Here is a 6,187-nt window from a genome sequence, read left to right as displayed (position 1 = left end):
AAATAGAGCCCCAAATTATGTTATCTAAAAAAATTATTACAATGAAAAAATTAATTTTATCCTTAGTACTCATGGCTGTAACAACAAGTTACAGCCAAGAGTTAAACCTACCGGTATTTACCCAGTATTTAGCTGATAACCCTTTTGTACTTTCTCCTGCTTATGCGGGTATTGGTGATAATCTTAGAATTCGAGCCAATGGACTTACACAATGGGTTGGAATTAAAGATGCGCCCGAAAATCAGTCTTTATATGCGGATTTTCGTATTTTAGATCGTTCCGGAATAGGTATCTCGCTATACAATGATAAAAATGGATATACAAGACAAACGGGAGCTAAGGTCTCATTTGCACATCACTTAATATTGGATTATTACTCCAAACAATATCTGTCTTTTGGTATTTCATATAACTTTAATACCTTTAAAATTGACATTGATGAATTCAATAATACAATCGAACATCCTATTTTGGATCCTTCGGTAACAGATAATCGTTATACATCAAATAACAACTTTGATGTTAGTGCTTTATACCGTAACAAAAACTTTTATTTAAGTTTTAATGCGAATAACATTTTGCAAAAAAATACCGATAGATATCGTGGAGTAGAACCAAGTTTACTTTCAAACTATCAAGTGTATACCGGTATGATTTTTAAAGACGGAGAAAACAGCCGTATCGAATACGAACCATCTGTTTACTACCAATATTTTGCAAGTGATAAACGTTCTACAACCGATTTTAACTTCAAATACAGACGTTACAATCGTTACGAAGATTATTATTGGATAGGAGTTTCATACCGTTTCCTAAACGACCAGTTTCCAAAACCATTATCAGTTGGGCCAATGGTAGGTTTCATGAAATCTAAATTTTACTTCGGATATTCCTATCAGGTAATGTTCAACGATCTTGGAAATTATAATACAGGAACACACTCCATAACTATTGGTTTCGATTTCTTCGGATCAATCAGTAACTGTCCTTGTACACAAAGTCCGGTTCACGACTAATATTGCAGATAAGATTTACTGTAAACTAAATACTATATTTTTTCGTTTTAAAATAAAAATGAAAGACCAATATTTGGTTTACAGTAACTTTTAACTGTTAAAAATTATATCAGACAATTTTGTATTTTTTGAAATAAATTTGTTTGTTTTCTTAATTTACAACGTTTTCGTTGTTATTGATAGGTTATTTTTAGATTTTCCGAATTTAATACTTCATTAAAAGTTCTATATTTGTTATTCTTTCAAAAAATTAAAAAATTATCAAATGAAAACTTTAAACGATTTCGACTTTAAAAATAAAAAAGCAATAATCCGTGTTGACTTCAATGTGCCTTTGGATGAAAACTTTAATGTAACAGATGCAACACGTATTGAAGCAGCAAAGCCAACCATTGATGCCATATTAAAGCAAGGTGGAAGCGTAATTTTGATGTCGCATTTAGGAAGACCAAAAGGTACCGAAGAAAAATACTCATTAAAACATATTTTAAAAACAGCTTCAGAGATTTTAGGAGTTCCGGTACAGTTTGCTGAAAACTGCGTTGGCGAAGTAGCACAGTCAGCTGCAAAAAACCTAAAACCGGGAGAAGTTTTATTACTTGAAAATTTACGTTTTCATGCAGAAGAAGAAGCCGGAGATGTTGCATTTGCAAAAGAATTAGCTTCACTTGGAGATATCTACGTAAACGACGCATTTGGAACCGCACACAGAGCGCATGCTTCGACAACCATTATTGCACAATTTTTTCCAACAGAAAAATGCTTCGGAACATTATTGGCGAAAGAAATTGAAAGTTTAAACAAAGTACTTAAAAATAGCGAGAAACCAGTTACAGCCGTTCTTGGGGGATCTAAAGTTTCTTCGAAAATTACCGTAATCGAAAATATCTTAGATAAAGTAGATCACATGATTATTGGCGGAGGAATGACATTTACATTCATCAAAGCACAAGGTGGTAAAGTTGGAGATTCTATTTGTGAAGATGATAAACAAGAATTAGCACTTGAAATTTTAAGACTGGCTAAAGAAAAAGGAGTACAAATTCATATACCTGTTGATGTTATTGCTGCAGATGATTTCTCAAACACAGCAAATACAAAAGTAGTAGATGTAAGAGAAATTCCTGATGGATGGCAAGGTCTTGACGCAGGTCCTAAATCATTAGAAAATTTCAAAAAAGTAATTCTAGAGTCAAAAACAATATTATGGAATGGTCCGTTAGGCGTTTTTGAAATGGAATCTTTTGCTAAAGGAACCATTGCTTTAGGAGATTATATTGCAGAAGCTACAGAAAAAGGTGCCTTTTCACTAGTTGGAGGAGGAGATTCTGTTGCCGCAGTAAAACAATTCGGATTTGAAGATAAAATGAGTTACGTATCTACCGGAGGTGGTGCTATGCTTGAAATGTTAGAAGGAAAAGTATTGCCTGGAATCGCTGCGATTTTAGACTAAATATCACAATTAACATTTTTTTACATAGTTTTCTTCGTTAATCTGTTTAAGTTTGCAAAAGTAACAGTTCTGTAATTGGTTGAATTATAGAATTTTAAATAAAAGTTATATGATTGTAAAAAAAATTTCATTAGCGGTTTCGGTTTTATTTTCGATGGCTTCTTTTGCGCAAGATGTTGCGAAGGCAGATATCCAAATTAAACCAGATGTTAAGATCTCGTATTTAGATTCAGTAAAAAGCTCTTTCAAAAAAGATGATATGGCTACACGCGTAGACAGTCTTTGGATGAACGAATTAGTGAGTTTAGATATATACGATGATTTAACCAAAGACATTCAAACCATCAATACAGATATTACTGTAGATGAGGAATTGCCAACTGAGTTGCTTAAACAGCGACTACAGGTTATGAATGAAAAATCGCCTTTTGAGATCGAATACAATCAGGGCTTAGAAAACATAATAAAGTCATTTCTTAAAAATCGTAAAAAATCATTTTCACGATTAATGTCTTTGTCAGAATATTATTTCCCAATCTTTGAGGACGCTTTTGCCAAACAAAACGTTCCATTAGAAATTAAATATTTAGCCGTTGTAGAATCTGCTTTAAACCCTAAAGCAGTTTCTCAAATGGGCGCCACCGGTCTTTGGCAATTCATGTACGGAACCGGAAAACAATACAATCTTAAAATAGATTCCTATATTGACGAACGCAGCGATCCTTTAAAAGCGACAGCAGCATGTTCAGAATATATGACCAAAATGTTCAAAATTTTTGGCGATTGGGAATTAGTTTTGGCTTCCTATAATTCAGGTCCCGGAAATGTTACAAAAGCGATTCGTCGTTCCGGAGGAAAAACAAAATACTGGGATATCCGTAACCATCTTCCAAAAGAAACTCAAGGTTATGTTCCTGCATTTCTTGCAACAATGTATCTTTTTGAATTTCATAAAGAACACGGAATTAACCCGGAAAGAGCTGTTGTTAAAAACTTTGAAACAGATACAGTTCAAATCAAAAATCAAATGTCATTCAAACAAATTGCAGATTTGTTAGACATGCCACAATCACAAATACAACTTTTAAATCCTTCGTATAAGTTAGGCATAGTTCCATTTTATCAAAACGAACCACATTTTTTACGTTTGCCAAAAGATAAAATTTCAACTTTTGTTTCTAACGAAGCTCAAATTTATGCTTACGTAAATTATCAATCGCAACACAAAGGACTTCCAAAACAACTGGCTTTAAAAGTTACACCAAAAGGAAAAGCGAAATTGGATAATGCTGTTGCAGCATCAGAAACACAATTTTATAAAGTTAGAAAAGGCGATAACCTTGGTTCAATTGCAGACAAATATGACGTTTCGATTTTAGAATTAAAAAAATGGAACAATCTTAAAGGAAATGCAATCGCACTTGGAAAAACCTTGAAAATCAAAGCAAACACTGATTCAATTGCAAAAGCTCCAAAAGAGTTGAAAACACCTGAAATTGATAAAAAACAAGTTGAAGAAGCAGTTGCATCATCAGATAACAACACAAAATCCGGTAAAAATCTGGAATACGTAGTTGTTGCCGGAGATAATTTAGGAAGTATTGCTAAAAAATTCGACACAACAATTGCTGATTTAAAAGAGTTAAACAATCTGACTACAAACAATCTTGGATTAGGAAAAACATTAATTGTTGGTAAAGAAATTCATTTTGAAGAAACAACAACGACAGCAAATACTGCAGTAGCTTCAGCATCAGTTGACTCATTCAGAAAAAAAACAGCATCAGCAAAAAATATTGGAGAAGATTATTACGTTAAAAAAGGAGATTCATTATATAGTATTTCAAAAAAATATCCCGGAGTAACTATTTCAGACATTAAAAAATGGAATAACATTAAAGACGGAGATATTAAACCCGGAATGAAACTTAAAATAAACGGATAATAAAAAATCTTGACTAAATTTGGGTTTTATTTCATTAAACTAAGAAAATGAATAAAACCCATTTTTTATACCTGTTACTTTCGTGTTTGTTCGTTTCTTGTGCTAAAAACGAGAAGCAGCCACAGCCTGTTTCCGGCAAAACAAATACTATATCTATTATCATCGACGATCAGTTGTGGTATGGCGAAGTAGGCGATACCATTCGAAATAAATTTGCATCTCCCGTTTTGGGACTCACCCAGGAAGAACCGTTATTTACCATCAATCAATATCCGGCTAAATTACTCGAAGGTTTTGTTACCGATAGCCGAAGCATTATTGTAGTTAAAAAAACGGCAACAGATAAGTTTGCAATCAAACACAGCAAAACATTACCACACAATACATTTCGTATTTACGGAAAATCTGTAGATGATATTATTTGCAGTATCGAGTTAAATTCGACACAAATTATCAAAATGATTCGTGATGCCGAGATTCAAAAGATTCAGCAGGACAATAGAAAATCGTTATTGAATCCGGCAGTAATAAAGAACAAGTTTCATATCAGCTTACAAATTCCTTCCGGTTACGAATATATGTTGCATAAAAAGAATTTTATGTGGCTTAAAAAAGAGATTATAAGCGGGAACACAAGTTTGCTTATTTATCAAATTCCAATTCGGAGACTCACCAAAGGTTCAGATATTGTAGGCAATATTGTTCGAATGAGAGATTCAATTGGACGATATATAAAAGGCCGCGAACCGGATACACCAATGATTACCGGTGAAGCTTATGCGCCTTATTTTTCAAATACCGAATTAGACGGAAAGAAAGCTTTTGAGACAAAAGGAACCTGGGAATTGAAAAATGACTTTATGACCGGGCCTTTTATTAATTATGCAATTATCGACGAAGCGTACAGCAGGATTTTAGTAATTGAAGGATTTTGTTATTCACCGTCAAATCAGGAAAGAGACTTAATGCTTGAATTAGAAGCAATTATAAAATCGGTAAAAGTCGACAAAAGGTAATTTGTTTTATTTTTCGTACATTTGGCGTCATAACCAATAAATCGATTAATCATGAAAAAAATCTATCTTACATTGTCAATTTTGGCACTGTGTTTTGTTTCCTGTAAAAAGGAAGTAAAGGCAGATACTGAAGAAGTAAACGTTACCGATACTATAAAAACAAAACAGCCAATAGCAGAACAACCTCTGGATTCTGCAGCACAAATGAAAGCTTGGGCCGATTATGCAACTCCGGGTAGTGCACACAAATTAATGGCCAATGAAACAGGTACATGGAACTGTGATATGACTTTTTGGTCAGAACCAAATGGTAAACCGCAGAAAGCAAATTCAACAGCAATCATAAAAATGATACTTGGCGGTCGTTATCAGGAAACAAACTATAGCGGAACAATGATGGGACAATCATTTCAGGGAAAAAGTACATTGGCATACAACAATGCAAACAAAGAATATACAACCACTTTTATCGATAATATGGGAACAGGAATGTTAGTTGCCACAGGTAAATTTGATGATAAAAACAAAAGCATGGAACTAAAAGGTGATATGATCAATCCGTTAAACGGAAAAAAAACACCATATCGTGAAATCTATACTATTGTTGATGCAACAACCCGTAAAATGGAAATGTTTGATGTAAAAAATGGTGAAGAATTTAAAAGCATGGAAATTATAATGAAGAAAAAATAAAATCTATATTCAGATTCAGACAATAAGAAAATCCTGATTACAAACTGTAATCAGGATTTCTTTT

At 33.2% G+C, this 6,187-nt stretch carries 5 protein-coding genes; all 5 read left to right on the top strand.

The window, feature by feature from the left end:
• The first annotated feature begins 41 nt into the window (after positions 1 to 41).
• Complete coding sequence (locus OLM54_RS16280; RefSeq protein WP_264535628.1) at positions 42 to 1,016, top strand: type IX secretion system membrane protein PorP/SprF; 975 nt, start codon at positions 42 to 44, stop codon at positions 1,014 to 1,016.
• Between the two features lie 265 nt (positions 1,017 to 1,281).
• Complete coding sequence (locus OLM54_RS16275) at positions 1,282 to 2,469, top strand: phosphoglycerate kinase (protein ID WP_264535627.1); 1,188 nt, start codon at positions 1,282 to 1,284, stop codon at positions 2,467 to 2,469.
• A gap of 109 nt (positions 2,470 to 2,578) precedes the next feature.
• Positions 2,579 to 4,414, top strand: coding sequence for a LysM peptidoglycan-binding domain-containing protein (locus tag OLM54_RS16270; protein ID WP_264535626.1), 1,836 nt, complete (start codon positions 2,579 to 2,581; stop codon positions 4,412 to 4,414).
• A 47-nt stretch (positions 4,415 to 4,461) separates the two neighbouring features.
• A complete protein-coding gene (locus OLM54_RS16265; RefSeq protein ID WP_264535625.1) occupies positions 4,462 to 5,430 on the top strand; it encodes a DUF4837 family protein in 969 nt (322 codons plus the stop codon).
• 51 nt (positions 5,431 to 5,481) lie between these two features.
• On the top strand, positions 5,482 to 6,123 hold the full coding sequence (locus OLM54_RS16260) for a DUF1579 domain-containing protein (RefSeq protein ID WP_264535624.1): 642 nt from the start codon (positions 5,482 to 5,484) through the stop codon (positions 6,121 to 6,123).
• The last annotated feature ends 64 nt before the right edge of the window (positions 6,124 to 6,187 follow it).

The organism is Flavobacterium sp. N1736 (assembly GCF_025947065.1).
In the GTDB taxonomy this organism is placed as follows: Bacteria; Bacteroidota; Bacteroidia; order Flavobacteriales; family Flavobacteriaceae; genus Flavobacterium.
Note: the sequence above shows the minus strand (reverse complement) of the source record. Positions and strands in the feature narration are given on the sequence as shown.